The organism is Streptomyces sp. NPDC046860 (assembly GCF_040645115.1).
GTDB lineage: Bacteria > Actinomycetota > Actinomycetes > Streptomycetales > Streptomycetaceae > Streptomyces.
In genome coordinates this window covers 284,301-310,207 of sequence record NZ_JBEYXQ010000002.1, presented here as the reverse complement: position 1 = coordinate 310,207, position 25,907 = coordinate 284,301, and the positions used below count along the sequence as shown (strand labels likewise).

Annotated in this window: 23 protein-coding genes; 9 read left to right on the top strand and 14 right to left on the bottom strand. The window is 73.0% G+C overall.

The window, feature by feature from the left end:
- The first annotated feature begins 15 nt into the window (after nucleotides 1–15).
- The 4 genes from ABZ898_RS04910 (at nucleotide 16) to ABZ898_RS04895 (ending at nucleotide 3,698) form a co-directional block, all read left to right on the top strand.
- Nucleotides 16–828 (top strand): STM4013/SEN3800 family hydrolase, encoded by an 813-nt coding sequence (locus tag ABZ898_RS04910; protein ID WP_361653124.1) that lies wholly within the window; start codon nucleotides 16–18, stop codon nucleotides 826–828.
- A complete protein-coding gene (locus tag ABZ898_RS04905) occupies nucleotides 825–2,171 on the top strand; it encodes an STM4012 family radical SAM protein (RefSeq protein WP_361652824.1) in 1,347 nt (448 codons plus the stop codon). The genes ABZ898_RS04910 and ABZ898_RS04905 overlap by 4 nt, the downstream gene beginning before the upstream one ends.
- Nucleotides 2,172–2,181: 10 nt before the next feature.
- Nucleotides 2,182–3,030, top strand: a complete 849-nt coding sequence (locus ABZ898_RS04900; RefSeq protein ID WP_361652822.1) for an STM4011 family radical SAM protein — start codon at nucleotides 2,182–2,184, stop codon at nucleotides 3,028–3,030.
- A 107-nt stretch (nucleotides 3,031–3,137) separates the two neighbouring features.
- Nucleotides 3,138–3,698 (top strand): type 1 glutamine amidotransferase domain-containing protein, encoded by a 561-nt coding sequence (locus tag ABZ898_RS04895; RefSeq protein ID WP_361652820.1) that lies wholly within the window; start codon nucleotides 3,138–3,140, stop codon nucleotides 3,696–3,698.
- Between the two features lie 33 nt (nucleotides 3,699–3,731).
- On the opposite strand, the gene ABZ898_RS04890 is transcribed toward ABZ898_RS04895, so the two are convergent.
- Both ABZ898_RS04890 and ABZ898_RS04885 read right to left on the bottom strand, forming a co-directional pair.
- Nucleotides 3,732–5,363, bottom strand: coding sequence for an NAD(P)/FAD-dependent oxidoreductase (locus ABZ898_RS04890; RefSeq protein ID WP_361652818.1), 1,632 nt, complete (start codon nucleotides 5,361–5,363; stop codon nucleotides 3,732–3,734).
- Nucleotides 5,356–5,862 carry an SRPBCC family protein gene (locus ABZ898_RS04885; protein ID WP_361652816.1) on the bottom strand — a complete coding sequence of 169 codons (507 nt, stop codon included), beginning with the start codon at nucleotides 5,860–5,862 and terminating at the stop codon, nucleotides 5,356–5,358. Before ABZ898_RS04885 ends, ABZ898_RS04890 begins: the two co-directional genes overlap by 8 nt.
- A gap of 224 nt (nucleotides 5,863–6,086) precedes the next feature.
- Between ABZ898_RS04885 and ABZ898_RS04880 the strand changes: the two genes are divergently transcribed.
- Nucleotides 6,087–6,596 (top strand): NfeD family protein, encoded by a 510-nt coding sequence (locus ABZ898_RS04880; RefSeq protein WP_361652814.1) that lies wholly within the window; start codon nucleotides 6,087–6,089, stop codon nucleotides 6,594–6,596.
- Nucleotides 6,597–6,654: 58 nt separating this feature from the next.
- Nucleotides 6,655–8,196: an SPFH domain-containing protein gene (locus ABZ898_RS04875; protein WP_361652812.1), complete on the top strand. Its 1,542-nt coding sequence runs from the start codon at nucleotides 6,655–6,657 to the stop codon at nucleotides 8,194–8,196.
- 59 nt (nucleotides 8,197–8,255) lie between these two features.
- On the opposite strand, the gene ABZ898_RS04870 is transcribed toward ABZ898_RS04875, so the two are convergent.
- The 3 genes from ABZ898_RS04870 to ABZ898_RS04860 form a co-directional block, all read right to left on the bottom strand.
- Nucleotides 8,256–9,302 (bottom strand): helix-turn-helix domain-containing protein, encoded by a 1,047-nt coding sequence (locus ABZ898_RS04870; RefSeq protein WP_361652810.1) that lies wholly within the window; start codon nucleotides 9,300–9,302, stop codon nucleotides 8,256–8,258.
- A 143-nt stretch (nucleotides 9,303–9,445) separates the two neighbouring features.
- Nucleotides 9,446–9,631, bottom strand: a complete 186-nt coding sequence (locus ABZ898_RS04865) for a hypothetical protein (protein ID WP_361652808.1) — start codon at nucleotides 9,629–9,631, stop codon at nucleotides 9,446–9,448.
- A 23-nt stretch (nucleotides 9,632–9,654) separates the two neighbouring features.
- The gene (locus ABZ898_RS04860) at nucleotides 9,655–10,026 is read right to left on the bottom strand and encodes a hypothetical protein (RefSeq protein ID WP_361652806.1); all 372 of its coding nucleotides are present in this window, start codon (nucleotides 10,024–10,026) and stop codon (nucleotides 9,655–9,657) included.
- Between the two features lie 209 nt (nucleotides 10,027–10,235).
- Here ABZ898_RS04860 and ABZ898_RS04855 point away from each other — a divergent pair, with 209 nt between their 5' ends.
- On the top strand, nucleotides 10,236–10,466 hold the full coding sequence (locus tag ABZ898_RS04855) for a hypothetical protein (protein WP_361652804.1): 231 nt from the start codon (nucleotides 10,236–10,238) through the stop codon (nucleotides 10,464–10,466).
- Between the two features lie 40 nt (nucleotides 10,467–10,506).
- Here the strand turns inward: ABZ898_RS04855 and ABZ898_RS04850 are convergent, their stop codons facing one another.
- Nucleotides 10,507–10,851: a DUF6343 family protein gene (locus ABZ898_RS04850; RefSeq protein WP_361652802.1), complete on the bottom strand. Its 345-nt coding sequence runs from the start codon at nucleotides 10,849–10,851 to the stop codon at nucleotides 10,507–10,509.
- Between the two features lie 216 nt (nucleotides 10,852–11,067).
- On the opposite strand from ABZ898_RS04850, the gene ABZ898_RS04845 reads away from it, so the two are divergent.
- Together ABZ898_RS04845 and ABZ898_RS04840 are read left to right on the top strand one after the other, a co-directional pair.
- The gene (locus ABZ898_RS04845; protein WP_361652800.1) at nucleotides 11,068–11,649 is read left to right on the top strand and encodes a hypothetical protein; all 582 of its coding nucleotides are present in this window, start codon (nucleotides 11,068–11,070) and stop codon (nucleotides 11,647–11,649) included.
- 44 nt (nucleotides 11,650–11,693) lie between these two features.
- The gene (locus tag ABZ898_RS04840) at nucleotides 11,694–12,386 is read left to right on the top strand and encodes a hypothetical protein (RefSeq protein ID WP_361652798.1); all 693 of its coding nucleotides are present in this window, start codon (nucleotides 11,694–11,696) and stop codon (nucleotides 12,384–12,386) included.
- Between the two features lie 7 nt (nucleotides 12,387–12,393).
- Here the strand turns inward: ABZ898_RS04840 and ABZ898_RS04835 are convergent, their stop codons facing one another.
- From ABZ898_RS04835 to ABZ898_RS04800, 8 genes are all read right to left on the bottom strand, one after another.
- A complete protein-coding gene (locus tag ABZ898_RS04835) occupies nucleotides 12,394–13,440 on the bottom strand; it encodes an iron-containing redox enzyme family protein (protein ID WP_361652796.1) in 1,047 nt (348 codons plus the stop codon).
- Nucleotides 13,437–13,652, bottom strand: a complete 216-nt coding sequence (locus tag ABZ898_RS04830) for a CDGSH iron-sulfur domain-containing protein (RefSeq protein WP_361652794.1) — start codon at nucleotides 13,650–13,652, stop codon at nucleotides 13,437–13,439. The genes ABZ898_RS04835 and ABZ898_RS04830 overlap by 4 nt, the downstream gene beginning before the upstream one ends.
- A gap of 83 nt (nucleotides 13,653–13,735) precedes the next feature.
- Complete coding sequence (locus ABZ898_RS04825) at nucleotides 13,736–14,401, bottom strand: HemK2/MTQ2 family protein methyltransferase (protein WP_361652792.1); 666 nt, start codon at nucleotides 14,399–14,401, stop codon at nucleotides 13,736–13,738.
- A 170-nt stretch (nucleotides 14,402–14,571) separates the two neighbouring features.
- Complete coding sequence (locus tag ABZ898_RS04820) at nucleotides 14,572–15,468, bottom strand: glycoside hydrolase family 19 protein (RefSeq protein WP_361652790.1); 897 nt, start codon at nucleotides 15,466–15,468, stop codon at nucleotides 14,572–14,574.
- Between the two features lie 277 nt (nucleotides 15,469–15,745).
- Nucleotides 15,746–17,587, bottom strand: coding sequence for an asparagine synthase (glutamine-hydrolyzing) (gene asnB, locus ABZ898_RS04815; RefSeq protein WP_361652788.1), 1,842 nt, complete (start codon nucleotides 17,585–17,587; stop codon nucleotides 15,746–15,748).
- 282 nt (nucleotides 17,588–17,869) lie between these two features.
- A complete protein-coding gene (locus tag ABZ898_RS04810) occupies nucleotides 17,870–18,157 on the bottom strand; it encodes a hypothetical protein (RefSeq protein WP_361652786.1) in 288 nt (95 codons plus the stop codon).
- An 82-nt stretch (nucleotides 18,158–18,239) separates the two neighbouring features.
- A complete protein-coding gene (locus tag ABZ898_RS04805) occupies nucleotides 18,240–19,811 on the bottom strand; it encodes a hypothetical protein (protein WP_361652784.1) in 1,572 nt (523 codons plus the stop codon).
- Complete coding sequence (locus ABZ898_RS04800; RefSeq protein ID WP_361652782.1) at nucleotides 19,808–25,627, bottom strand: hypothetical protein; 5,820 nt, start codon at nucleotides 25,625–25,627, stop codon at nucleotides 19,808–19,810. The genes ABZ898_RS04805 and ABZ898_RS04800 overlap by 4 nt, the downstream gene beginning before the upstream one ends.
- Nucleotides 25,628–25,907 lie beyond the last annotated feature (280 nt).

Genomic DNA, 25,907 nt, shown 5'->3' with positions numbered 1-25,907 from the left:
CCCGGCGTACCGGACATGAACCGCGTCGTCGGCAGCCACGACATTCTGCTGGTCACCCTCGACACGCTCCGCTACGACGTGGCCGCCGAACTCGCCGAGGCCGGCCGCATCCCCCACCTCGCCCGCCATCTGCCCGGCGGCCGCTGGGAGAAGCGGCACGCCCCCGGCAGCTTCACCTACGCCTCCCACCAGGCCATGTTCGCGGGCTTCCTGCCCACACCGGCCGCGCCCGGCAGGCACCCGCGCCTGTTCGCCGCCGCCTTCGCGGGCAGCGAGACCACGGCGGACGGCACCTTCGTCTACGACACCCCGGACCTGGTGTCCGGGCTCGCCCAGGCCGGGTACCGCACGGCCTGCGTCGGCGGCGTGGGCTTCTTCAACAAGCAGGGCGCCCTCGGCTCGGTGCTGCCCGGTCTCTTCGACGAGTCGCACTGGGAACCGGAGTTCGGGGTGACCTCACCGGACTCCTTCGAGTCCCAGGTGTCCCGTGCCGAGGAGATAGCCGCGCGCACGGCGCCGGAGCAGCCGCTGTTCCTCTTCGTCAACGTCTCCGCGCTGCACCAGCCCAACTGGTTCCATCTGCCCGGCGCGTGCAAGGAGGACGGCGATTCTTGCGCCACCCACGCCGCCGCGCTGGAGTACGTGGACCGGCACATCGGCCGCCTCTTCACCGCCATGAGCAGCCGCCGCCCCTGCCTGGCCATCGTCTGCTCCGACCACGGCACCGCCTACGGCGACGACGGCTGGAGCGGACACCGCATCGGCCACGAGTCGGTGTGGACCGTGCCCTACGCCCACTTCGCGCTCGCGCAGGGAGCCGGCCGATGACCCCGGCCGCCGTGACCGCCCCGGCCCCCTACCAGAGTTACGTCTACGCCTACCCGCACAAGACCGCGTACCGGCGGCTGGCCGACCGGCCGCGGCTGAGCCGGCTGTGGGCGGACGAGCCCACGGACGCGCTCTCCCTCTACCTGCACATCCCGTTCTGCGAGGTGCGCTGCGGGTTCTGCAACCTGTTCACCCGCATCGGCGCGCCCGACGGCCTCACCGGCGCCTATCTCGACGCACTGGAGCGGCAGGCGGGCGCCGTGCGGGAGGCGCTGGGGGAGCGCGAGACGGTCCGGTTCGCCACCGCCGCCTTCGGAGGGGGCACCCCCACCTTCCTCACGGCCGCCGAACTGACCCGGCTCTGCGACATCGCCGAGCACCGCATGGGCGCCGACCTGCGTGCCGTGCCGCTCTCCGTGGAGGCGTCCCCGGCCACGGCCACCGCCGACCGGCTCGCCGTCCTCGCCGAGCGCGGTGCCACCCGCCTCAGCCTCGGCGTGCAGAGCTTCGACGACACCGAGGCGCGGGCCGCCGTACGCCCGCAGCGCCGCGCCGACGTCGAGGCGGCGCTCGGCCGGGTCCGGGACGCGGGGATACCCGTGCTCAACATCGACCTGATCTACGGCATCGAGGGCCAGACCGAGGCGACCTGGCTGCGCTCGCTGGACGCCGCGCTGGCCTGGCGGCCCGAGGAGCTGTACCTCTACCCGCTCTACGTACGCCCGCTCACCGGACTCGGACGGCGCGGCGACGCGGCCGACCCGGAGTGGGACGAGCAGCGGCTGCGGCTGTACCGCGCCGGCCGGGACCATCTCCTCGCGCACGGCTACGAGCAGCGGTCCATGCGCATGTTCCGCCGCGCCGACGCCCCGGCCGAGGGCGCCGACGACTACGCCTGCCAGACCGACGGCATGATCGGCCTGGGCTGCGGAGCACGCTCCTACACCTCCGGGCTGCACTACTCCTTCGACTACGCCGTCGGCATGCACGAGATCCGCGCGATCATCGACGACTACACCGCCCGCCCCGCCGCCGACTTCGCGCACGCCGAATACGGACGCCGGATGACCGGGGACGAGGCGCGCCGCCGCCACCTGCTGCAGTCGCTGCTCCAGGCGGACGGACTGGAGACGGCGGAGTACCGCACCCGGTTCGGCGGCAGCGCCCCGGCCGAGGACTTCCCGGCCGAGCTGGCGCGGTTCGCGGACCTCGGCTGGCTGGAGCCCGGCGCGGACCCGGTGCTGCGGCTGACCCCAGAAGGGCTGGCCCACTCCGACGCGCTCGGCCCCGAACTGTTCTCCCCGGCCGTGCGGGCCGCGATGGCCGCCTACGAGCGCAAGTGAGCCTGCCGTCATGGACCTGACCCTGCTGTACCGGGGCCCGCTGGCCTCCTGCGACTACGACTGTCCCTACTGCCCGTTCGCCAAGCGCCGCGACAGCCGGGAGCAGCTGCGGGCCGACCGGGCGAGCCTGGAGCGGTTCGCCGGCTGGGCTGCCGGCCGCACCGAGGACCGGCTCTCGGTGCTGTTCACGCCCTGGGGCGAGGGACTGGTGCGCTCCTGGTACCGGCGCGCCCTGACCGACCTCTCCCACCTGCCGCACATCCGCCGCGTCGCCATCCAGACCAACCTGAGCTGCCGCACCGACTGGCTCGCCGACGCCGACCGGGACACCCTCGCGCTGTGGTGCACCTACCACCCCGGGCAGACCCCCTACGACCGGTTCCTCGGCAAGTGCCACGAGCTGGACCGGCTCGGCGTCCGGTACAGCGTCGGCGTCGTCGGGCTGCCCGAGCACCTGGAGGCGGCCCGGCGGCTGCGCGCCGAGCTGCCCGAGCGGGTGTACCTCTGGGTGAACGCGGCCGAGGGCCACACCTACGACGACGCCGAGGCCGCCCTGTGGACGGGGCTGGACCCGCTCTTCCCGTACAGCAGGCACCCGCACGCCAGTGCCGGGCTGCCCTGCCGGACCGGTGAGTCCGTGATCTCGGTGGACGGCGACGGCACGGTCCGCCGCTGCCACTTCGTCCCCGCGGAGCTGGGCAACCTCTACGACGGCTCCTACCGGGCCGCGCTCCGCCCCCGCCCGTGCCCGCTGACCAGCTGCGACTGCCACATCGGCTACGTCCACCTGGAGACGCTGCCGCTGTACGACGTGTTCGCGGGCGGGGTGCTGGAACGGATTCCGGCCGCCGTCGAATGAAACGGGGCCAGAGGGGCAGCCGGTGCGGGTAGGACCGGCCGCCCGGACGCCGCCGCGAGCGGGTCCGCGCGCCGGGAACCAGGGGGACACGGGAGGAGCACCGACCCATGGCACTCGACGAAAAGAGCGTCCTCGTCCTCACGACGAACTACGGGACCGAGCAGGACGAACTTCAGAAGCCGGTGGCGGCCCTGCGCGAGGCGGGCGCCCGCGTGGTGGTCGCGGCACAGAAACCGGAGGCCATCGCCACCCTCGTCTCCGACAAGGACCCCGGCGACAAGGTCGAGCCGGACACCACGCTCGCCGAGGCGACGTCGGACGGCTACGACGCGGTGATCATCCCCGGCGGCACCCTCAACGCCGACCAGCTGCGCGTCGACGAGGACGCGCAGCGCCTGGTGACCGCGTTCGCGCGGGAGGGCAAACCGGTGGCGGCGATCTGCCACGGACCCTGGCTGCTGGTGAACACCGAGCTCACCGAGGGCCGCGACATGACGTCGTACCCGTCGCTGCTGGACGACCTGGTGAACGCGGGAGCGATGTGGACCGACCAGCCGGTGGTGGTCGACACCGAGGGCGGCCACCCCCTGATCACCTCCCGCGACCCCGGAGACCTCGACGCCTTCTCGTCGGCGATCATCCGCAGCCTGGGCGGCGACGCGGGCTAGCGTCTCCCGGCAGCCGGACGGCGGGCGGGGCGGTCAGCGGTTTCCCACCGCGGCCGCCCCGCTGCCGCGTGCGAGGGAGCGCTGCAGCAGGGCCATGGCGTCCGCGAAGGAGCGGCGGACTCCCAGCGCGGCCTGCGCGGCGTTGGCGCCGGGCGCGCCGTGCACCCCGCCGCCCGGGTGGGCCGAGGCGGAGGCCAGATAGAGCCCCCGGACCGGGGTCTCCGGGCGTCCCGTGCCGGGGATCGGCCGGAAGACCGCCTGCTGGTGCAGCGCCGTCGTGCCCCCGTTGAGGGCGCCCTCGCTCAGGTTGGCGTCGGCCGACTGCAGCGTGGGCGGTGCCAGCACGCGCCGGTTGAGCACGCGGGCGCGGAAACCGGGCGCGAACTCCTCGACCCGCTGCTCGATCCGGTCCGCCATGATCTCGCGCTCGGCGGCGTCCCAGGAGCCGGTGAGACCTCCGTCCCCGGCGTCGCCGCGGATGTCGCGCGGCAGGTGGGTGTAGGCCCAGGCGGACTCGGTGCCCGCCGGGGAGCGGGTCGGATCGGCGGTCGTCATCTGCCCCAGCAGCACGAACGGCCGGTCCGGGACCAGCCCCATGGCGATCTGCGCGGCGAACCGGGTGAGGTCGTCCACGCTGTCCGCCAGATGCACGGTGCCGGCGCCGCCCGCGGCCCCGGCCCGCCACGGGATGGGGGAGTCCAGCGCCCAGTCGACCTTGAAGGTGGCGAAGTCCCACTGGAAGCGCCGCATGTCGTCGAGCACCTGCGAGGGCAGATGCTCCGGCGCGACGAGCCCGCCGTACAGGGCGGGCGCGGACACGTCCGCCAGGACCGCGCGCCGGGCCGGGACCGTGTCGCCGCCCGCGGTACGGACCGCGACGGCCCGGCCCCGCTCCACGACGATCTCCGTCACCCGCTCCCCGCACCGGACGACGCCGCCCCGGCGCCCGAGCCGGCCGACCAGCGCGTCCGTGAGGGCGTTGGCCCCGCCGACCGGCACCGGGAAACCCACGTCCTGGCCGAGCATCGACATCAGCCAGCCGAAGCCGCCGCCGACCGCCGACTCCGGGCCCAGGTCGGCGTGCAGGGCGTTGCCCGCGAGCAGCAGCCTGGCCCCCTCGCCGCTGAACTCCTCCTCGCCGAGCCGCCGCACGGGCAGCAGCATGGAGCGGGCCAGCCGCAGCGCGCCGCCGCCGCGCAGCCTGAGCCCGAGGGCGGCGAGCGCCCGCACGGGAGGCATCGTGGTGAACAGCGCCCGGACGAGGTCGGCGCCCACCCGGTCCCAGGTCTCGCACTGGGCCCGCCAGGCCGCGCCGTCCCCGGCGGCGAGGGCGTCCAGCGACTCGGCGGTGGCCTCGGCGTTCTGGTGCAGCACCGCGCAGCGCCCGTCGGGCAGCGGGTTGGCCAGCACCTGCGGGGCGTGCGACCAGCGCAGTCCCTCCTCCTCCAGGCGGAGCGCCTCGATGACCGGGGAGGCGGCGGACAGCGGGTAGAAGGAGCTGAAGAGGTCGTTGACGAAGTCGGGGTGGACCGCGCGGTCGCTGCGCACACCGCCGCCGGGTTCCGGCTGTGCCTCCAGCACCTCCACACTCCAGCCCCGGTCGGCGAGCAGGTTGGCCGCGACCAGCCCGTTCGGTCCCGCCCCGATGACCACCGCGTCAGTCATGGCCCGCCTCCCCGGTGCCGTGGGGGACCGACGCGGAACCCCGTCGGCCGCCGTCGTCGGACTGCCCCGGTGTCTCCCGCTCCACCAGCCGGGCCAGGCGGCTGAGCATGTCCCGGTGCCGGAGCTGGATCAGGGTGTCGAACAGGACGTTGTGGAGCTTGTCGCCCAGCCCGCGCAGCGGGTGCTCGTCCACGATGACGAGGCTCTCGTCGCCCCAGTCGCGTACGTCGATGGCGATGCGGGCGTTGCCGAAGGGGGACTTCGCCTCCAGCTCCAGGTGCCGGGGCGGTTCGTGGCGGCGTACCACGGTGTGGCCCTCGACCCGGCGCGGGCCGATCTTGAGCGTGTAGGAGAGCGACGATCCCAGCTCGGGCCAGCGGCCTTCGCGCGCGGCGGTCTCGTGCGTGCCCACGACCCAGTCCGCGTAGCTGGAAGGCCGCTGGAGGACCCGCCACACGGCGGCCGGCGGACGCCGGATGAGCTGGTACCGGATGGCCACGGTTGCCTCCTGACGCGTACGACCTGCCGCGGGCCGGCAGCGCCCGCGTCCTGCCCCACGAGTAACCCGGTGACCACGGATCACGCCTTCGGCCGCCGCCCGGCGTGAAGACGGCATAAAAAGAACGTAAAGACTGCCGGATTCAGGCAATGAAATGGTCCGGGACGTGTGTGAACATTCCGCCGAGCCGGAGATCAGCGGCGGGCGGGAGGGGGAGGGCGCGTATGGCCTGGTTTCTCGGAATCGGCATCACGGGGGTCGTGCTGCTCGTCCTGTCGCTGGTCTTCGACGGCCTGCTGGACGGCCTGTTCCACGGCGCGCTGGAAGGCGCCCTGGAGGGGTGGCTGTCGCTGCCGGTCGTCGCCGGGTTCCTGTCGATGACCGGCTTCGGCGGGGTCATCGCCCTCGAGGGCCTGGGTATCGCCCCGGCGCCGGCCGCCGCGATCGGCGCGGCGGCCGGCGTGGGCACCGCCTGGCTGACCTACCGCTTCGGCCGGATGCTGCTGCGCGACCAGACCGACGCCACCCCGACCGGTAACGACCTGATCGGCACCTCGGGCCACGTGGTGACGGCGATCCCGGCCTCCGGGTACGGCGAGGTCCTCGTCCGGCTCGGCGGGCAGACCGTCAAGTTCGCCGCGCGCGCCACCGCGCCGCTGCCGCGCGGCACCGAGGTGTGGGTGGAAGCGGTGCCGTCGCCGACCTCCCTCGTGGTGCGCCCGGTGGAGCGCTGAACCCTGCTCTGTCGTCATCTCTGAATCTGCGTCATCTCTGAATCTGGGGGGCAACGTCGTGAGTCCTGTCCTGATCGCCGTGGCCGGAGTCGTCGTACTCCTCGCCCTGCTGGCGCTCACCGTGGTCAGCCGGTACAAGGTCGCCGGGCCGAGCCAGGCGTTCATCGTCACCGGCCGCCGGGGCAAGAAGGCCACCGACCCGGAGACCGGGCGCGTCTTCACCGACAACAGTGGCCAGAAGGTCGTCGTCGGCGGGGGTGTGTTCGTCGTGCCGTTCGTGCAGCAGCGGTTCACCCTCGACCTGTCCTCGCGGCACATCCCGGTCGCGGTGCGCGGGGCGGTCACCCTGCGCGGTGTGAAGGCCAACCTGGACGGCGTCGCCATCGTCAAGGTCGGCGGCACCGAGGACTCCATCCGCGCCGCGGCCCAGCGGTTCCTGATGCAGCAGGACGGCATCGTCGGCTTCACCCAGGAAGTGCTCTCCGGCGCGCTGCGCGCCATCGTGGGCCGGATGTCGGTGGAGGACGTCATCCGCGACCGCGCGGCGTTCGCCGGCCAGGTCGCCGAGGAGGCCGAGTCGAGCCTGTCCGGGCAGGGCCTGGTGCTGGACGCCTTCCAGATCCAGGACATCACCACCGAGGGCTCCTACCTGGAGGACCTCGGCCGTCCCGAGGCCGCCCGCGCCCGCCAGGAGGCCGACATCGCCGAGGCCGTGGCCCGGCGCGCCGCCGAACAGGCCCGGCTCAAGGCCGAGGAGGAGATCGCCGTCGCGCAGCGGACGTTCGCGCTGAAGCAGGCGGAGATCAAGGCCGAGACCGACGAGGCCGCCGCCCGCGCGGCGGCGGCCGGACCGCTCGCCGAGGCCGCCCGCCAGCAGGAGATCCTCGCCGAGCAGGAGAAGGTCGCCGAGCGCCAGGCCGCCCTGACGGACCGTCAGCTCGACACGCAGGTCCGCAAGCCCGCCGACGCCAAGCGGTACGCCGCCGAGCAGGAGGCGGAGGCCCGCCGGGTCGCCCGCGTCAAGCAGGCCGAGGCGGAGCGGCTGGCCGGGATCGCGGCGGCCGAGGCCGAGGCCGAGCGGGCCCGGCTCACCGGTGAGGGCGAGAAGCAGCGCCGCGGCGCACTGGCCGAGGCGGGCGCCATCGAGGGTCTCAAGCAGGGTGAGGCCGAGCGGTCCCGCCGTGCGGCGATCGCCGAGGCGGTCCGGCTGGAGGGCGACGCGGAGGCCGCGGCGATCACCGCCAAGGGCGGCGCCGAGGCCGACGCCATGCGCAAGAAGGCGGACGCCTACGAGCAGTACGGCGACGCCGCCGTCCTGCAGATGCTCGTCTCGGTGCTGCCCGAGATCGTCGCCAAGGCGTCCGAGCCGCTCAGCGCCGTGGACAAGATGACGGTGATCTCCACCGACGGCGCCGGCCGCATTCCGCGCGCGGTCGCCGACAACGTGGCCCAGGGTCTGGAACTGCTCGGCTCCACCACCGGCGTCGACCTGACCCAGCTCCTCAAGGGCGTCACCGAGCGTGCCGCCACGAGCGTCACCCCGGCCGGGCGGCCCGCCCAGGGCGCCCAGGGCAACGGCAAGGTCGAGATCACGGGCTGAGCGGGTCCGGCGACCGGAAGAAGGGGGCCCACCCTGCCGGTGGGCCCCCTTCGGCGTGCTCAGGTCTCCCGCGCCGGCCAGCCCAGCAGCCGGGCCCCGATGACGGCCGTCTGCAGCGTGTACCGGTGCAGCGGATCGGCCGGATCGCTGCCGGTGAGCTGACGGATGCGCTCCAGCCGGTACGTCAGCGCGCGCACGCTCAGCGACAGCCGACGGGCCGCCTCCGCGGCCCGGCAGCCCGACTCGAAGTACGCCTCCAGCGTCCGCAGCGGCGGCTCCGCGCCCCCGCGGGCGTCGCGCAGCGGCCCCAGCACACTGAGCACCAGCTCCGTCATCGCCTGCCGGTCCCGCAGCAGCACCGGGTACACCAGCAGGTCGGCCGCGCGGACCACCGGTTCGCCGAGGCCGAGCCGCTCCGCCAGCTCCAGGGTGCTCAGCGCCTCCTCGTACGACTGCACCACCCCGCCCGGACCCTGCCGGGGGCGGCCGATCGCCACCCGGCCGCAGTCCTGGGTCGTCAGCACCTGCTCGGCGAAGCAGGCGAGCACTTCCTCCTGGTCGCCGGGGGCCACGCAGATCAGCTTGCCGTTCTTCGTGGTCAGCAGGATGCGCCGCTCGCTGAACCGCGCGATCAGCACGGACTCCACCCGCCGGGTCACCGGAGCGGTGTCGGCGAACGCCTCCGGGCCCTCGGCCACCGCGACCGCGTGCGTGTGGGAGAGGACGAGGCCGAACCGCTCGGCCCGCTCGGCCAGGCGCCCCAGGTCGCTGCGGCCGTACAGCAGGTCGTCGACGAACTCCCGCCGTGCCGCCTCCTCCTGCCGGACGGCCAGCCGCTGCGCCCGCTCGTACCCCTCGGCGAAGGCGTCCACCGCCTGCTCGACGGCTGCCAGCACCCCGCTCACCGAGCCCGCCGGGGTGCCGTCGGGCCACGCGGTCCGGGTGGCCGTCAGATGTCCGCGCACCAGGGCGCGCAGACTGTGCCCCGCCTCGGCGGCCCGCTCCCCGAGAGCCCGCCGCTCGTCCAGTTCCGTACGGGTGGGGCGCCGGCCGGTGCGGGAGACCTCGGCCAGCATCCGGGCGTACCCGCCCAGGTATTCGGCCATGTCCAGCTCCGCCACAGCGGCCCCCGCTCTCCCCGCCACACCTTTTGATGTGCCCCTGACGTAACACCGTGCCGGGTGAGCGTAACCGCAGCGGCGGGCCTCCTTCACCGGGGAAACGACCGGAGACCTCCGCGCGGCGCGGGTCAGTGCGCGGCGGCGCCGAACTCGGCGTGCTGGGTGCGCAGCGCGACCGCAGAGTCCTCCTCGGGCGGCGCGCCGAACCGGAGCCGGCGCGCCTCCTGCCGGGCCTCGCGCATCAGCTCACGGAACTCCTCCTCCGTGAGCGGGCGCCTGGCACGCGGCAGGCCCGCCTCAGCCTTGTCATCCATGCGGCTCGGCATGGTCCGCCCCCTCACACCTGGGAGGGGTCGATCGGCCAGGGAGTCCTCCGCCCCGCCCGCTCGGCCGCCTCCCAGCGGCGGCACGCCCGCACGACCAGCGTCACGAGACCGGCCACCGTGGCCAGCCACACGGCGACGATCGCTCCGATCAGGTACGTCTCGCGCAGCACGAAATGCAGACCGAGCAGCGTCAGGGTCGTCATCGCCCCCACGGCCACCGCCAGCGGGAGCGCCCGGCGCCGCGCCCGCCGCGCCCAGGTCACGGGCCGGCCGGAGACCCGCATGGTGCTCAGCCGCCGGGCGAGCACCTTGTCACCGCTCAAGCCCTTCTCTATCTCGGTCAGTTTGCGCCGTTCGCGCGGGGTAAGGCTTGCTGCGCCCACCGTGAACACTTCCTCCGAGCTGTTGGTACGACTGCGTGCGGGTATCCGGGTCGTTTGTCCTGAAACATGAACCGCTCAATTGTTTGGGCCGCTCGGCTCACCCCCCCCGGGCCGCATGCTCCGAGGACTGCCGGGTACCCGCGACGGACCGCCCGCCCGGCCCCGGCCCGTGCGCGGCGTCCGAGGACCCGACCGTGGAGGAGAGCGCCATGTCCGACCAGCAGCACGACCCCCGAGCCCGACGCGTGCCCAGGGACCTGCCCGACCAGCAGGCGGGCGAGGGCGAGGACCGCTGGGACGCCCGCGCGCACGGGCCCGACACGCCTCACGACACCCGCGACGTGCCCGACACGGACGAGGCGGGCGCGGGCCCGCGCGGCGCTCCGGACGCCGCCGGGGTGCGCGCCGACCAGCCCGTGCCGGACGAGCCCTCCGGCTGAGCCGCGCTGAGGTGCGGCCCCGCCGCGGCGGCTCGCGCCATCACCTCCGGCGGGGCCGCCCGGCGCGCTCGCGCGCGAGACGCAGCAGGACCACCACCAGGTCCACGGCGGCGAGCAGTGAGAGGACACCGCAGATCACCGCCAGGACCGTGAGCTGGGTGGGGTCCGGAACGTCCCGCTGCGTCACCGCGCCCGCCCACAGGGCGAAGAGCGCCGTACCGAGCAGGAATACGAGCAGGCCCGCCACGCCGAGCACCAGCCGCAGCCTCAGCGGGCTGCGGGCGGTGGCCGGTTCGGTCCCGGAGCGCTCCCGGTGGTGGCCGGCCGTCGCCGGACGCGTGCGCGGCACGCGTGCCGCGTCGTCCTGAGTGTGCCGTCGGCTCATGCCCTCATCCCCGTCCGTGCCGTGGGGGTGCAAGGAGGAGGGCGGCCCGCCGCACGACTGGCGAGCCGCCCGGTGCCGCCTCCGCGTACCCGTCGGCGCGGCCGGGCAATCACGTCACCCGGTGTGCCGCAACACGGCGGGGGTACTCGGGCGGTGTACCGGGCTGTCCGTCGACCGGATCAGCCCCACCACTCAACTCACCATGCGGGAGAGGCGATGTCCACCGCTCAAACGCTGATCGCCATTCTGGTCCCCATCGCGGTCATCCTGATTCTGATCGCCGCGGGAGTGTGGCTCGTGACGCGCCGTCGCCGGCGCAGCCTGCAAGAGCGGTTCGGTCCCGAGTACGACCGGGCCGTCGAGTCCGGCGAGAGCCGGCGCGACGCCGAGCGCGAGCTCAAGGCCCGGGAGAAGCGGCACCGCGACCTCGACCTCAAGGAGCTGTCCCCCGACGAGCGCGACCGGTACGCCGCCGAGTGGAGCACCACCCAGGAACGGTTCGTGGACCACCCGGCGCAGAGCGTGGACGACGCCGACCGCCTGGTCACCCGGCTCATGCGGGACCGGGGCTACCCCACCGAGGGCTTCGAGCAACAGCTCAAGGACCTGTCCGTCGAGCACGCGAAGACCCTGGAGCACTACCGCGACGCGCACGACGTGAACCTCCGCAACGAGAACGGCGAGGCGACCACCGAGGAACTGCGCGGCGCCATGGTGCGCTACCGCACCCTCTTCGACGACCTGCTGGGCAGCGAGCGTCCCCCGCACCACGAGAGCACCGGGCACGACGCGGCCTGACCCGGCGCCCGGCCCACCACGGCATCAGCGGAAGAGAGGCTGTCATGACAGACCGGCACACCAACAGCGGCCCGGGCGAGGGCGAGTTGACGACGGAGGACCTGGCGCGCTCTGGCCGGGACAGCCGTCCCGACGCCCGCTCCGGCCCCCTGACCGACGCGCCCGACGCCCCCGGCACGCCTTCGGGCGCGCCCTCCGGTACCGGACGCGACACGTCGTCCGAGGTCCGCTCGGGCCCGCTGTCCGAGGCGCACTCCGACCGCACCGCCGAAGCGCCCCCGCTGTCCGACGAGCGCACCGGCCGGAGCGCCGACACGTCGCCGCCCTCCTTCCCCGGCGAGGCGACGCCCGCACCGGAACGTTCGCGGGAGCGGGAGGCCGCCGGGGAGCGCACCGGAGCACCGGAGGAACAGGCCGGTCAGGACCGGACGCGGGGCGACGAGCGGCCGCGCTCGGTGGACGAGGGGTCCGACCCCTTGATCGCCCATCAGGAGGCCGAGGACTACCGCGGGCGCTGGGCGAAGATCCAGGGCACCTTCGTCGACGACCCCAAGGAGGCGGTGCGTTCGGCGGACGCCCTCGTCGCCGACGTCATCCAGTCCCTGGCCGCGACCTTCGCCGACCACAAGAAGGACCTGGAAGGCCAGTGGAGCCGGGGCGAGCAGGTCGAGACCGAAGGGCTGCGCGTGGCACTCCAGCAGTACCGCACCTTCTTCAACCAGTTGCTGGACGCCTGAGCGCGCCTCACCCGCTGCCGGACGGCCCGGACCGGCACCGGTCCGGGCCGTCCGGCGTCGCGGGCGCCTCCCGCAGGGCGCTGTGCCCTTGCCGCCACGCCTTCAGCACATGGGCGCCGAACCGGTCCTCCAGCAGGCCGGTGGCGTGCACGCCGAAGGCGATGTCGGCCTCCAGGCACGGCTCGTCGGCCAGCAGGCCGCCGACCACGTCCCGGCGGACGACCTGTTCGTGCACGGCGTCCGCCTCCACGTGCTCGTCGTAGAACCGCCGCGCCGCCGCCCCCGCCCCGGCGCGGCGCATGGCCGCGGCCATCCGCCGCGACCCCGGCGAGGACGTCACCTCGACCGCCGCGAAATGGCCCACCAGGGCGCCCCGCAGGGCGCGGTGCAGGCCGAAGAGGGACATCAGGTTGACCGTGGCCAGCGCGGGGGCGGGCGCCCGGTCCAGATAGCTGCCGTACGCGGTGTCCAGACCGAGGTCCGCCATCAGGTCGGCGTACAGCCGGGCGTGGATCTCGTCCGGGCGTCCGGCGCCGAACTCGTCGAACTCCACCGCCACCATGGCCGCCTTGGCCCGGCCGCGCAGCCTCGGGATGACCCAGGCGTGCGGATCGGCCTCCTTGAGGTGGTACAGCGAGCGCAGGGCCGCGTACTCCCGCAGCTGCCACAGCTTGCCGTCCCGCCGCAGATGGTGGCTCACGCTGCTGTCGTCGTGCCCGACGGGCTCCACCAGCAGCGCGTCCAGCGCCTTCCCGGCGCTCGTGCCCGGCGGTGCGTCCCGGCGTAGGGCCGCGAGGAACGGCCGCTCCAGCGACCGGCGCAGCGCCAGCGGGACGGGGTCCCACTCCAGGTCGTCGGGCACGCCCTCGAAGCCGCGGTAGTGCAGCTCGTAGAGGACGTAGAGGGCGAGCTGGAGGTCGTCGCCGTACGGGTCGGCGGTGTCCGCGAGCGTATCGGCGGGCCTATGGACGGGCGCGTCGCGGCCGCCGGTCAGCGAGGAGACGACGGACGCGGACAGTGCGCCGCGCGGCCGGGGGAGCGGGGGCGCCGTCACCGGTCGTCCCCCGTGCTCCGCGTGCGTCGGCGGTGGCTGGTGTCGCACCACGGGTAGGCGCGGCTGCGGCGGCAGACGCAGAGCGCCACCGTGAAGCGCCGCGAGGTGACGACCGTACCGTCCGGGCAGGTCACCTCGACCGGCCCCGGCAGCAGCAGCGGCCCGTCGGGCGTGATGGTCACGCGGACCGGGGTCTCGGCTTCTCGGGGCACGGCGGACCTCCGCCCTCTCGACACGCGTCGCGTTCCGCACCCCGAGTACCCGCTGAAGTCCGCCGAAACGGACCCGGCTCCGTTCAGCGCCGTACGCCGCGGACCACCACCAGTTCCTCCAGCTCCTCGTGCCGGTCGCGCAGCATGCCCCGGCTGTGCAGCCAGGACCGGCGCTCGCGCAGCACGGGGCCGAAGGGCACGGTGGCCCGGCCCACCACGGTGGCGTCCATCCCCGAGGCGGCGAGCCGTTCCAGGGTCGGCGCGGTGCCGCACAGCCCGGAGTGCACGAGCAGGAGGACCCCGCCGCCGCGGAGCACCTCCGCGGTGCTGTCGCAGATCCGGTCCACGAAGACCCGGCCGTCCGGCCCGGCGTCCCAGGCGCGGGCCGGACCCCGGTTCGGCGGGTTCGCGGCAGGCGCGGGCACGTAGGGCGGGTTGCTCACCACGAGGTCGTACCGGCGCCCCGGCACGGCCCCGACCAGGTCGCCGTGGCGCACGGTGATGCACCGCCCGGCGAGCAGCGCGTTGCACCACGCGGTGGCCAGGGCGCGCCAGGAGATGTCGACCGCCGTGACCCGGGCTCCGCGCCGCGCGGCCCGTACGGCCAGCGCCCCGCTCCCGGTGCACAGGTCGAGGACGGCGGAACCGGCGTCCAGGCGCTCGTCGTCCAGCGCGCGGGCGATCAGGCCGGTGTCGTGCTGCGGGGCGTACACACCCGGCGGGGTCGGCAGCGCTGCCACTGGTCCCATGTCGGCCTCCCGGACGCCGGGCGTTCCCGTGCGTGTCTCTGAGTGCCCTTCGTCGCCGGAACCACACGTCGGCGGTGCCGGAGCGGCCCGGTGTGACGGCGGAGCCGGCCGCCGACGCACGAGCGCGCCACGGCCGGGGTGGCCGTGGCGCGCCGGGAGCGGGGTCCTCGTCAGCAGTAGAGGTTGCCGCCGGGGGAGACGCCGAGGATCTGGGAGAAGCGCTGGTAGGCGTCGACGCGGCTCTGCACCTGGGCGGGGTTGCGGCCGTCGCACTCCAGGGAGCCGTTGATGCTGCGGATCGTCTGCCCGAAGCCCGCCTGGTTGACCATGGCGTTGTGCGGCGTCATGGAGCCGGGTCCGGACTGGGTGTTCCAGTACCAGAGGCCGGTCTTCCAGGCGACCGCGCTGTCGTTCTGCACCAGCCACGGGTTGTTCAGCAGGTCGATGCCGAGCGCGTCGCCGGCCGCCTTGTAGTTGAAGTTCCAGCTGAGCTGGATCGGGCCGCGCCCGTAGTACGCCGCCTGACCGGCCGGGCAGCCGTACGGCTGGCCCCAGTCGCAGTACGTCGGGTAGTTCGCGGTGTTCTGCTCGACCACGTAGACCAGGCCGCCGGTCTCGTGGTTCACGTTGGCGAGGAAGGCCGCGGCCTCCTGCTTCTTCACCGAGTCGCTGCCGGTGTTGGCGAAGCCGGGGTACGCGCCGAGCGCGTTCACCAGCCCGCTGTAGGAGTAGAACGAGTTCCGGTTCGGGAACATCTGGTTGAACTGGGCCTCGGTGACCACGAAGTTGCCGACCGGCGTGGTGCCGCCGCCGTCGCAGGAGTACGGGTCCCAGTACCAGGTGCTGATGATCGGGTCGTAGCCCGGGTTGTCGTGCTCGGCGATGTACGCCTTGCCGTCCGTGTAGCGGACGATGTCACCGGCGCGGTACGACTTGCCGGCCACCCAGTTCGGGTAGCTGGAGCAGGAGGCCGCCGGGGCGGCCGAAGCGGCCGGCGCCGGAAGCAGTACGGGGGCCACGGCGAGCGTGAGCGCGGCCAGCGCGGCGGAGATGTGCCGTCTCGACACTGAATCAACTCCTTGAGATTCCACGGCTGTTCCGGCTCAGGGCGCAACGCGGGCGCGCTTCGTCGGCGCGCACGGGAGACACCGGCCAAGGCGTGGGGGACGGCCGTGATGGGGGGTGTGGGGCCACACTCAAACGCATTGGTCTGTACCAGTCAAGTGGAGGGGCGCGGGAAAGGCGAAGTTCGGTCAACTTGCTTGCGGGAGAAGGGAGTCGAGGGGATCTGGACAGACAGGAGCGCCGCCGTGGGCACGGCGGCGCTCCTGGTGGTGACCGGCCTCAGCCGAGGATCACCTCGGGCGAGTAGAGGTCGAGCCACAGGGCGAGGTCCAGCGTCCGTTCCAGTCCCCGCCGGGACGCCTGGGTACCCGCCGGGGTCCCCTCCGCCGCGGCCGTGCGGACCTTCTCCCGGTCGAGGAGGTCGAAGACGCGGTGGGAGGGCCGCGCGAGCAGGTCCCTGACCTGCTCCTGGAGGGCGCGCCCGTAGCCGGGGTCCTGCGTGGACGGGTACGGGCTCTTGACCCGCTCGTACACCGACCCGGGCAGCACATCGGCCGTGGCCTCGCGCAGCAGACTCTTCTCCCGCCCGTCGAACGACTTCAGCGCCCAGGGCGTGTTGTAGACGTACTCCACGAGCCGGTGGTCGCAGAACGGCACCCGCACCTCCAGCCCGACCGCCATGCTCATCCGGTCCTTCCGGTCGAGCAGCGTCCGTACGAACCGGGTCAGGTGGAGGTGGGACATCCGGCGCATGCGGTACTCGAAGTCGCTCTCGCCGCTCAGCCGTTCGACACCGGCGGCGGCCGTGCGCCAGCCGTCGGCGATGTAGCCCGGCAGATCGAGGGACTCGGCCAGCTCGGGCCGCAGCGCGCCGGTGTCGTCACCGAAGTGGCGGCCGAAGGCCACAAGCCAGGGGAACGTCTGTGCGTGCCGGGCCTCCTCGTCGAAGAACTGGAGGTACCCGCCGAAGACCTCGTCGGCGGACTCACCGGACAGGGCGACCGTGGACTGGTCCCGGATGGCACGGAAGAGCAGCAGGAGCGAGGCGTCCATGTCGCCGAACCCGGCGGGCAGGTCCCGGGCGCGGATCACCCTCTCGCGCACGGCGGGGTCGGCCAGGGACTGCACGTCCAGGACGATGTCCTGGTGCTCGGTCCCGGCGAGCCGGGCCACGTCGTGGACGAAGGGGGTGTCCGGCGTGCCGCGCAGTTCGTCCGCGACGAAGTTGTCCGCCTGTCCGGCGAAGTCGACCGCGAAGCTGCGTACCTTCTCGCCCCGCTCCGCGAGCTGCCGGGCGGCCAGCGCGGTCATGGCGGAGGAGTCCAGACCGCCGGAGAGCAGGGTGCAGCGCGGCACGTCGGCGACGAGCTGACGGCGCACGATGTCGTCCAGCAGCGACCGGACGGTGGCGATCGTCGTCTCCCGGTCGTCGGTGTGCGGCCGGGTCTCCAGCCGCCAGTACGTCCGGGTGCGCGGGCCGGAGCGGTCGACGGTGACGACGGTGCCCGGTTCGACCTCGCGCATCCCGTCCCACACGGCGTGCCCGGGGGTCTTGACCAGGGTGAACAGCTCTCGCAGACCGTCCAGCGCGACGCGGGGGCGGGCCAGCGGATGGGCGAGGATCGCCTTGGGCTCGGAGCCGAAGAGGACACCGTCGGAGGTCGGGAAGAAAAAGAACGGCTTGATGCCCATGCGGTCGCGGATCATCACCAGCCTGTCGTGGCGGCCGTCCCACACGGCGAACGCGTACATGCCGTTCAGCCGCTCGGCCACCGTGTCGCCCCACTCCAGATAGCCGCGCAGGACGACCTCGGTGTCGGAGTCGGTGGTGAACCGGTGCCCCCGGTCGGCGAGTTCACGGCGCAGCTCGGTGAAGTTGTACGCCTCTCCCGAGTAGACGAGGGCGACGTTCCCCTGCGGGGTGCCGACGGACATCGGCTGGCGTCCGCCGGGCAGGTCGATGACGGCGAGCCGGCGGTGCCCCAGCGCGGCGGGCCCCTCGGCCCATGTGCCCCGGTCGTCCGGACCCCGGCAGGCCATCGTCTCCGTCATCGCATCCAGTACGGCGTCCTCGGCACCGAGATCGCGGTCGAAGGACACCCAGCCGGTGATACCGCACATGCGCTGCCTCCTGCCCCCGGCACGCCGCCTGGCCTGCGGTTTCCCGCTCGGGCCGGGCCGGGCCGCCGAACCAGTTGTACCGAGCACCTATATGACGAGCCTCCGCCCGGTGCCCGCGCCGGTCAACGCCCCCGTAACGCGCACGACACCCGCCCGGCACCGGTTCCGGCCGCATTTTGCCGAAGCGAGAACCTGCGCGGGGCGGGTGAGCTGGTCATCGGCGCGGTGTTCGCGCCAGAGGCAAAAACTTTTCCAATCTCCAGCCGAGCCGCTCGCAGGGGGTCAGGCGTGCCCGGCGGTGATCTTCCGTCCCGCCGCCGCATGGTGGGCCGGAACACCCGCACCCGGGCCGCGCAGACGCGAGAGCCACAGCGACGCCGTGACCAGCAGCCCGGCGAAGAGGGCGAGGAGGAGTACGGAGACCCACATCTGAGGGCTGCCGGGACGCATCCATCCCGTCCAGACAGCCGCGGTCAGCCAGAGGAGCACGCCGCTCGCGTAGAAACCACGCACCCGACGCAACTGCCGGACGGCCCGCAGGGACTTGGAGTGATCGGTCATCGCTGCCATGCGGGGCCGTGTACCCCGGATCGGGCTAGGCACGACCGGATGAGCGGAGACTTGCCCGACCGGTGTCCCGGCACGGAGAGCGTCACTTCGTGGTCCAGTCCGTGGTCAGCACTCTGACCAGAGTCACCAGGTCCGCGTGTTCGAGGGGGCTGCGGTGGGAGAGGATGTTGCGCGCGGTGTGCAGCGAGCGCAGGCGCAGAATCTGGGCACTGGTCAGGTTCAGCATGAACGCGGCGGCCGAGAGGCCGCCGATCTCCAGTTCGTGGAGATCCGGCGGCACCGCTGTCCGGCCGTTCTTGTTCTTGTACTGCGAGCGGGCTCTGACACAGAAGTCCTGGAGGCTGTGCCTGCCCTTGCGCAGGAGTTCGGGCACCAGGAGGATCAGGGCCGTGCGCGCCTCCTCGATGAGGGGGAGCAGGACCCGGTTCTGGGCGTGACAGACGAGAACCTGCAGTTCGTGCGACCGGGAATCCAGCAGATTACGGCCGTTCACCGACCTGATGCGCCCGTCCCAGCTCTCGACGGAGCCCCCGGCCCACGCATCGTGGATCTCGGCGTCCGGGGCCCAGGCGTGGGCGACCGACATGCGCGGGCTCGGATCGTACTCCGCCTCCGGGTGCGGTTCGTCGGGCAGCAGTCCTGCGAGCGCCGTGCGCAGACTCTTCAGGTCTCCGCCGCTCCACGCTTCGCGCAGGGCCAGAGCGCGGTCGATGTCGGGGCCGCAGACCTCGGCGACGACGGCATCCGTGACGCGCTGGAGAAGGGCGCCCGCCGGGTCGTCGGTCCGGGCGCGGGGCTGCCAGGCCATGAGGACCTCGGTGTCCAGGCGGGTCCACACCTTCCACCACCAGTGCACGGACGACCGGCTGCGGTCGCCCAGCGCCTGGCGTGGCAGGTCGCCCGCTCGTGCCGCGATGAGGAACCGCGGCTGGGCGCGGTCCGCCAGACCGGCTTCGTGAAAGGTGGCCAGAGCCACTCGGAGAACCCGGGCCGCCTCTTCCGGTGAGGTTTCGTTCCAGCAGCGGACGACGATGGTGTGGGGAGCCAGACCGGCGGCGGCCTGGTCCGCCAGCGCCGCGACGGGATCGCCGCTCACGCCCAGTTCCTTGGCCAGCCGGTCCCGCAGCGTCGAGGCCGACACGGGTGCCGAGGGGGACACGCTGGGCAGCTCCGTGCCGGTCGTGACGACGAGGCTGCTCAGCAGGTCACCGTACGGGTCGTCCTGGAGATCCGCCGCATCCGGCGGCGTCGTGGTGTCGGGCGACGCGACCGGACCCGGTAACGGCGTCCGTGCCCCGGGTGACGGGAGTGTGCCCCGGTCGGACGGGGACACCACCCCGGGAACCGAGACCACCCCGTCGACGCGGTGGGCCAGTTCGTCGACGAAGAAGTCGGCGCGTCCGGATTCCACGAAGGGATCGGGAAAGTACCAGACGCAGCTCCGCCCGGACCGCAGGTCCGCCTCCAGCAGATCGAGGTGCCGACGCGGGCCGGGGAGCCCGGCGAGGCCCTCGTTGTCGATCTGCGGGGCGGCATCCACGCTGTCCGCGACCGGCAGGCGCGCCTTGGGGACCTGCGCACCGGGGTCATCGCCGTACGTGGACTCCGCGCCCCCGGGCGCGCTGCCCCGCACCCAGGGGCCGGCAGCGCTCACCGATCCGGTCCGATCGTCTTCAGGGCACGGAAGGTGACAGCGTCGAGCCGGACGCCTTTGCCCCCCTGATCGAGGACTGCCAGCCGGTCCAGCCGCTCCAGCAGGCCCTCCGCCGAGCGCAGGGCCTCGTGCTCGTCACTCTCCTCGAAGAACGCGGCGGCCAGGTCCCCAGGGGTGAGGGCCGCGTTCCCGGCGAGGTACTCCTCCGTGCTGTAGAACTGCGCCCAGGCCGCGACGGGGGAGATGTCCGATGCCACGAGGCCGGCCGCGTTCAGGTGTGCCGTGGCCGCGTCGACGGCGTCGAACCGCTCGTACAGACTCTGGAGCACTTCCTTCTGCCGCATGCCGGAACGCACGTTGTGCATCGCGAGCTCGACCAGAGCGGGCCAGCCACCGGTGGCGGCGATGAGACTGCGGCGTTCCTGCGGCAGCCCGAACGGCGACTCGGGCCAGGCACGGACGCTGTCCTCGGTCCACCGCTGCGGCACCACGAGGCCGGCCTTGGCCGTCTCGGCCTGAGCCGCCGCGTCCGGGGAGCACAGGACGACCGCGTACCGCCGAGCCGCGCCGGGCGTGCTCTCGGCGTCGATCGCCGAGACCGAGGTGTGCTCGACCAGGCGCTGCGCGGCCTCCTTCACCTCGGAACCCGCTCGGCCGCGCAGATCGACGAAGAGGAGCCTGGAACCCCGCCGACGCCGTGAGTTGGCCGTGATCGCGTCGACGAGGTCTTCGGCCCGGTCCACGGTGACGACGTCGAAACCGTACCCCTCGCCGTACAGCCGCAGGCCGCTCTCGACGAGGTGGTCGCCGAGTGCCCGGGTGCACGGCACGATGCTCGTGCGGGTGGGGTGGGCGAGCATCTCGTCGAACTGCCCCTCGGTCAGCGGGCTCATCCGCTGGATGCCGCGCATGACGCCGACCGAGCGGCGGGCCGAGCGAGGGTTGTAGTCGTAGGGAAGATCGAAATCGGTGTCGTTGAGTTCGCTCTCCAGCTCATTGCGCGTGCCCAGCATGTTCACCACGTTGGGGCTGCGCATCGCATAGGCCCGCTCCTCGGCGGGGAGCTTGATGAGCAGACCCAGCCCGACCATCTCATCCAGGAAGATGGTCAGTTGACGCTCGCTGTTGAGGGGGAAGCCCTCCTGCCAGATCGCATGGGCCTCCTCCAGCAGCTCTCCGGGGCGGATCGCGTGCGCGTAGCCGTGCTCGAGAGCCCGCAGTGCGATCAGCAGGGTGAGGACGCGGTAGCGGTCCTCGAGGTTGATGGTGTAGCGCAGCCGCTCCGCGATGAGTTCGCGTACCCGCTCCAGGTTGGCGACGGCCTGTACGTCGTCCCAGGTGATCGGCGCGCGGCGGCCGTCGGCGGGCATGGCCCGCTGCTGCATGTAGACGACGAGGTGATCGCAGAAGATCTGCACCAGGTTGGCCTGGTAGTTGGTGACACCCAGGATGTGCCAGACCAGGTCGGGCCGCTCGAAGACGAGACCGACCGCGGCCAGGGGTTCCTCCACGAGCGCGACGGCGGCCTGTGGCTTGAGCGGTCCGACCAGAACGCCAGGGCCTCCGTGCGCGGTGACGACGTTGGTCAGGTGGTTGAAGCGCTGGACCTGGTGCAGACCGGCGAAGACGACCTTGAAGGACCGGCCGGTCGTCTCCATCAGCCGTTGCAGCCGCTTGACGGTACGGAACGTCGACTGGCCGCCACCCGTGTAGACCGCCTGGGCGTCCGCCGTGAGGAAGGCGTCCGCCTCGTCGGCGAGCAGCAGGATGCGCCGGCCGGGCTGCGCCTCGATCCACTGCCTGATCTTGTCGGCGATGGCGTCGACAGGACTGCTGTCGGAGGTGCTCGAAGAGATGACGTCGCGACGCTTCAACTCCGCGAGCAGCGCCCGCCAGATGCCGTCCGGGGGTTCGGCGTGCCCGATGTCCGCCTTGAGGAGGTCGAGGTAGACGGCGATGTTGCTGTCGGGGTCCGCCTTCTGGAACACCTCGACGGCCTGCCGCAGCAACGACGACTTTCCGAGCTGACGTCCTCCGAAGAGGAAGATGGAACCATCGGGCTTCAGGATCTCGCGCATCTCCTCGGCCCGGCCCTTGAAGACCTCCGGCGGCACGAGACCGGCGACGTGCGGGGTGTACGGGGTGTACCCGGTCCACGGCAGCGTGACCCGCTGCACGGCGCGGAACGAGCGGGGGGCGCGGGCCGCGACCCAGCCGACGACGGCCGGGTCCACCACCAGCGCCTGCTGCCCACGGTCGCGTGAGGCGAGCGCCAGTTTGCGACGCCCCTCGATCCCGAGAGGCTGGAGGTAGAGGATCACGTTGGCGCCGATGGCCGAGTCGGGGAGGTGCCGCAGCGGACCCTCACCCCGGAGCTCGTCGGCGATGACGACGACCTTGTACGTCCGGCGGGCCTGAGACCCCAGGGCGGCGACGTAGCCCGGCGTGCTCTCGGTGATGTCGGCCCGCACGCTCAGCCGGGTGACACCGTGCCGGGCCTCCTCGACGTTGGACTCGGTCACGCTCAGGCCGAGCAGACGCAGCACGCTTCTGGCCTGACCACGGATCTTGCGCGCGTCGCGCTCGCGGATCAGGTTCTCCCAGGAATCGAGCCCGGCGACCGCGTTCTGCACCAGTGAGTCGTCCCCCGCGTAGTGCTGCGCCCACCAGCGGGCGCTGACACCGTGCCGGGTGGGTGGCGGGACGTCGCGGTGGGAGACGCCCGCCAGGAAGCGCGACAGTTCCTGACCCACGGGCTCCGTGGGCTCCGGCAGCGCGTCGCCACCTCGGGCGAAGGACAGGAGCTCCTCCGCGGCGACCGTCTCACCACGGTCCAGCAGCGCGCGGATGCGCTGCTCCTCCGCCTGGCTCAGGCGTGCGGCGTCGAGTTCGCGGTAGAGCTGAGCGGTCTGCTTCTCCTCCAGCGCGTGCAGGCGACGCCCGATCTCCGCGGTGGCGCGGAACTTCTCCCCGTGACGCTCCCCGTGGTCCGCCTCCAGGTCGAGGAGACGCACCGTGAAGTCGTGCTCGTCCTCGGGCTTCAACAGGTTCTGCACCCGCATCTGGGCCAGGGCGAGTTGGGCGCGTCGGTGTTCTTCGGCGCACTTGCGCCGCCAGTCGGCGGCCGCGTCCGAGAGTCCCTCACGCCAGTCCAAGAGCTGTGCCGGCTGGGGCGTGGCCCCGGCGATCCGTCCCTGCTCCAGTCTGTCCAGCAGCCGGGCCGCCAGGTGCAGGTCGCCCTCGCCCTGGTGATGCCGGAGAGCCAGGGAGATGTCGGCGGGACCCAGCAGGCCGAGCATGGCCTCCAGCGCGTCCGGCCTCTCGAGGTCGGGCTCGTCCCGGCCCTCGTCGACCCGCCAGGACAGGCCGGGCAGGTGGAGCAGGCCGTCGGCCGGAGGGCGGAACCCGGTGTCGCGCGGCTCGGGGGAGTACGAGCCGTCGAGCCACCGCAGCAGCAGTGCGAGGAGTGTGCCACCCACCCCGGGCACCGGCTCGGCCTGCCGTGCGGCCGTGATCGCCCTCACCAGGTCCCGGCCGACATCGCGGCTGCCGGACGGGCGGGACGAGGCAGCGATGTGCAGGGCAGCGGTGAGCAGGTCCTGGACGTTCTTCACATGCCCCCGGAGCTGGTCGCGTGCCGCCGAGTGGATCGAGTGCTTCGCCTGCTTGGGCGTCCGCTTCGCGCGGTCCGTGGTGTCGATGATCCGGTCGGCGGCGTCGGAGCGCTTGTAACGCTCCTCCATCTCCTTGACGAGCTCTTCGGCCTCGACGCGCCCCTCGGCCCAGCCCTGAATGGTCTCCAGCGTGCTTCCCAGCACACCGTCGGGCGCGGCGAGGGCCTGCAGCACGATGGTGGCCCGCTGGTACTTAATGGTGCGCTGCGGCAGGTCGAGGGCGAGCTGGCGGGCCCGCTCACCGATCTCCTCCCGGCTGTCGGCGGCGGACGCCACGGCGGGTGCGTCCTGGGCGCCGGGCTGGATCTCTACGGACTGGCGCACCGCGTGCACCAGTTCTTCCAGCAGTGCCGCCCATGGTCCGGACAGCCCCGGCAGCGACGTGAAGTCGGTCAGCACGCTGCCGGCCCATCGCGCCGACAGGCCGCTGCGGATGGCCGCGGTCAGCAGCACCAGATGGGCATCGCGGTCGTCCTCCCACGGCCCCTCTCCGACGACCGCCTCGATGCGTTCCTCGGCCTCGACCTGCAGACCCGAGGCCAGCCCCGGCGACGTGTGGAAGGCGGCGTCCGCGAACGCCATGGCGACCAGGCGGTGGACGTTCGCCCCGGCGGCGCGGCTCAGCCAGTAGGCCTCGGCCAGCCTCCCCTCCTCGACCAGCTCCGCCACGGGGGCGGACTCGCCGGACCACACGTCGGCCGTGGGCTTCGGGTCCGGGCAGCGTGGGGCGGGGACGTGGTCCAGGGCAGTCGCGGGGGCCTCCTGCTTCACCGCGCCCGCAGCGGCGTCCCTGTGCGCCGTCCCGTCCTGGACGGCGAGGGTGGGCGCGTCGCCTTCACCCCAGGAAACGCCGTCCCCGGACTCCTCACTCCCGTCCGCCTCCGGGGTGTCCGGCCGCGGCCCCGGGTCCGCGGGGGACGCGGGCGGAGAGTCCTCGGTGTACGTCTCCTCCGGGGCGGGGCCCGCTTCGCCGCCGGGCTCGGGGATGGTGCCGAGCCCAGCGGCCTCCTCCTCGTCCGTGACCGGGACGTCGTCCGTACCGCTGTCCGCGTCGTCGTCCGGCGACGGAGTGCTCAGCTCTCCGGACGATTCCGGCTCCGAGCCGGTGTCGCTGACCTGGCTGACCGGTGGCGGTGCGGGGTCCTCCGCGTCGGCGTCTCCGAGCAGCTGACAAAGGCGCTGCTCGTACTCCGTGATCTTCTCGCGCAGATGGCCCCGGAGCATCTCGCTCGCGGAGGACCGGTAGACGGAGCGGGCCTCGTCGAGCGCCTGCTCGGTCTCCGAGATCTCCCGCTCGGTCGCCTTCCGCAGGTGCTCCTTCTCGCGGACCCGCTCGACGAGTGACTCGGCCGCGGCCCAGTCCTGGTCGTCGGCCCAGACCTCCTCGGCACCCGCATCCCGGAGGATGCCGGCCAGCGCGCCGCGCTCCCGGACCCACCGGGCGGTCGCGCGCGACAACTCCCGATCGCCGGCCAGCCGTCCGGCCCTCACGCCTGCGGCGAAGGCGTCCAGCCCGTCGGCCAGTCGTCCTGCGGCTTCCTTCAACCGCGCCGTCTCCTGCGCGATCTCCTCGGCGTCCACGGTCCGGCTTCCCCTTGCTTCCGGTCGAGTCGTCTGCCCTGTGTCTGTGTCTGTGCCTGTTCGCGCCGCGCCGCCGGACTCCCTCGGCACCCGGTCCTCGCAGGAGAGGCGCTCGTAGTCGGGTTGTGCGAGAGGGGCGGCGGCACTCCCGGCGGCCCGCTGGAGCTGCTCGGCGTGATCGCGCACCAGCCGGCCCGCGGGCAGGTCCTCGAAGAGGGAGAGTCCCTGGAGCACGAGTCGGGCGAGGTCGGGCGGCAGCTCCGTCAGCATCTGCGTGAGCTGCTGAAGATCGGCGTCCGGCAGCCGTGCCGTGTGTCCCGTCTCGCGTATCCGGGAGTCGGCGAGCCTGAACCCGCACGCGCAGAGGCTGAGGACCAGTTGTTCGGGCGCCCGGGTCACCCACATCCGTGCCCCGGCGGGCCTGCGCAGCTTCGAGACGGCGGGGCCGCCGTCGTACTGCAGCGCGGCGGGGCCGTGTGTCTTCTCGACGTGGCGGAACAGCAGGAGCACCAGTTCGGGGTTGTCCCGCAACCATTGCCTGAACGACGAAACGGAAGTCACGATCCCCCTAGCTGTGCGCGCGGCGCGCCCCACCCCCGCCTTCACTCCCAGCACGCACGAGGACGAGTCTTCCGACTCCGCTCCGAGCGCTGGAGATCCGCTGATGGACAGTCATATCAAACAGATCGGACAACGGCGAGGGATTCCCGACCGCAGTCACCTGCTTCCGAGCCGAGACGTACCTCCAGCAGCGCGGCTCGGCACACCCCCTGCCCGGCGCGGCCGGAACGCACCGTCGGTCGTCGTATCCGCGCACATGCCTCCCGAGCGACGGGGACGG

What these genes read in the sequence shown, in the direction of transcription:
- ABZ898_RS04910 (WP_361653124.1), top strand. Translation starts at nt 16, where the DNA reads ATGAACCGCGTCGTCGGCAGCCACGACATTCTGCTGGTCACCCTCGAC.
- ABZ898_RS04905 (WP_361652824.1), top strand. Translation starts at nt 825, where the DNA reads ATGACCCCGGCCGCCGTGACCGCCCCGGCCCCCTACCAGAGTTACGTC.
- ABZ898_RS04900 (WP_361652822.1), top strand. Translation starts at nt 2,182, where the DNA reads ATGGACCTGACCCTGCTGTACCGGGGCCCGCTGGCCTCCTGCGACTAC.
- ABZ898_RS04895 (WP_361652820.1), top strand. Translation starts at nt 3,138, where the DNA reads ATGGCACTCGACGAAAAGAGCGTCCTCGTCCTCACGACGAACTACGGG.
- ABZ898_RS04890 (WP_361652818.1), bottom strand. Translation starts at nt 5,363, where the DNA reads ATGACTGACGCGGTGGTCATCGGGGCGGGACCGAACGGGCTGGTCGCG.
- ABZ898_RS04880 (WP_361652814.1), top strand. Translation starts at nt 6,087, where the DNA reads ATGGCCTGGTTTCTCGGAATCGGCATCACGGGGGTCGTGCTGCTCGTC.
- ABZ898_RS04870 (WP_361652810.1), bottom strand. Translation starts at nt 9,302, where the DNA reads ATGGCCGAATACCTGGGCGGGTACGCCCGGATGCTGGCCGAGGTCTCC.
- ABZ898_RS04865 (WP_361652808.1), bottom strand. Translation starts at nt 9,631, where the DNA reads ATGGATGACAAGGCTGAGGCGGGCCTGCCGCGTGCCAGGCGCCCGCTC.
- ABZ898_RS04855 (WP_361652804.1), top strand. Translation starts at nt 10,236, where the DNA reads ATGTCCGACCAGCAGCACGACCCCCGAGCCCGACGCGTGCCCAGGGAC.
- ABZ898_RS04850 (WP_361652802.1), bottom strand. Translation starts at nt 10,851, where the DNA reads ATGAGCCGACGGCACACTCAGGACGACGCGGCACGCGTGCCGCGCACG.
- ABZ898_RS04845 (WP_361652800.1), top strand. Translation starts at nt 11,068, where the DNA reads ATGTCCACCGCTCAAACGCTGATCGCCATTCTGGTCCCCATCGCGGTC.
- ABZ898_RS04840 (WP_361652798.1), top strand. Translation starts at nt 11,694, where the DNA reads ATGACAGACCGGCACACCAACAGCGGCCCGGGCGAGGGCGAGTTGACG.
- ABZ898_RS04825 (WP_361652792.1), bottom strand. Translation starts at nt 14,401, where the DNA reads ATGGGACCAGTGGCAGCGCTGCCGACCCCGCCGGGTGTGTACGCCCCG.
- asnB (WP_361652788.1), bottom strand. Translation starts at nt 17,587, where the DNA reads ATGTGCGGTATCACCGGCTGGGTGTCCTTCGACCGCGATCTCGGTGCC.
- ABZ898_RS04810 (WP_361652786.1), bottom strand. Translation starts at nt 18,157, where the DNA reads ATGGCAGCGATGACCGATCACTCCAAGTCCCTGCGGGCCGTCCGGCAG.